This is a genomic window from Acinetobacter sp. 228 (assembly GCF_048147885.1).
Genome location: NZ_JAYWYV010000559.1, coordinates 1 through 1,068, shown reverse-complemented (window position 1 = coordinate 1,068; position 1,068 = coordinate 1). Strand labels below are relative to the sequence as shown.

Genomic DNA, 1,068 nt, shown 5'->3' with positions numbered 1-1,068 from the left:
ACATTTACAAATACTCTTTGTGCCTGCTCACCTAGCAACAATAGACCTAAAGCACCTGTCCCAATCGGACCTAAAGAAAGCCAGCTAGAAATCGCGACTTCTTTTTCTGGTAACTGATGCAAAGCCATACGCAACATTAAAATCGTTAAAATGGCAAATGCAGGTAAAACAGAGATTCCCCAAAGTACGTAACCCGCTAACAATAAATGAAAGCTATGCACATCTGCTGGTAAATGTGCAACCAACATGCCCGCAGAACTTGCTGCGACTTCACATGCAACCACCGGCAAAAGCCAAATTGCAGTCATGGTATGTAGTTGATGATTCTGACGGCTAAACATACAAAATGGTACGATCCACGCAATAGCCAGTGCTAAAAAGACGTCGATATACCATAAAGCTTGGGCGATATGAACTGCCACTTCGCCGTAAAGCCCGATTCCGAAGCTTAAAAAGCCATTTAGTATGGTTGCAAGCCCCATCGGTATAGCACCTAAAAACAAGCTCATATTTGGATGATTAAATATTTGCTTCGCTTCATGAGGGAAAAGAAACCACCGCAATAAATAGAGAACTGAAAAAACACTAAATAGAACAATATTAAATTGCCATAACAGCGTAGCCAGCATAAATAAAAATGATTTGGCAAATGGAAGCTGAATTAAAATCATACTGACCACGCCAGTACCCATAGTTGCTGTAAACCAATTTGGGGTAAAATGCCGTATAACATCTTTACTTTGATTTAATTGGTAAAAGGGTCTTTTCATCTTAAGTCTCTAATCAAAGAGTGGATGAGGCTATAGTAGGATAAATTAATAATAAGAAAAATTGATTTATTTTTATTTAATTCATCAATTTTTTAGATATAAAAAGTATTCGTATTGAAAAATACCTGAGTAAAAACACAACAACAAGACGAATCTGTGAGATTATGGCAATATATAGCCCTTGCAAAAATAGCCATATTTTAAGTTCATGAAACTGCTTCGTCTTAATGCGTTATCGCCCAATTTCCAGTTACCACAAACAGCGGTAACTATTGGTAATTTTGATGGTGTCCATTTA

At 37.2% G+C, this 1,068-nt stretch carries 2 protein-coding genes; one reads left to right on the top strand and one right to left on the bottom strand.

Translation table 11 applies throughout. The features are described 5' to 3' along the window. The coding region (locus tag VXQ92_RS20785; RefSeq protein WP_416683046.1) for a C4-dicarboxylate ABC transporter at positions 1 to 770 on the bottom strand (770 nt) is incomplete at its 3' end. A gap of 208 nt (positions 771 to 978) precedes the next feature. Between VXQ92_RS20785 and VXQ92_RS20780 the strand changes: the two genes are divergently transcribed. Next, on the top strand, positions 979 to 1,068 hold a 90-nt coding region (locus VXQ92_RS20780), incomplete at its 3' end, for a hypothetical protein (protein WP_416683047.1).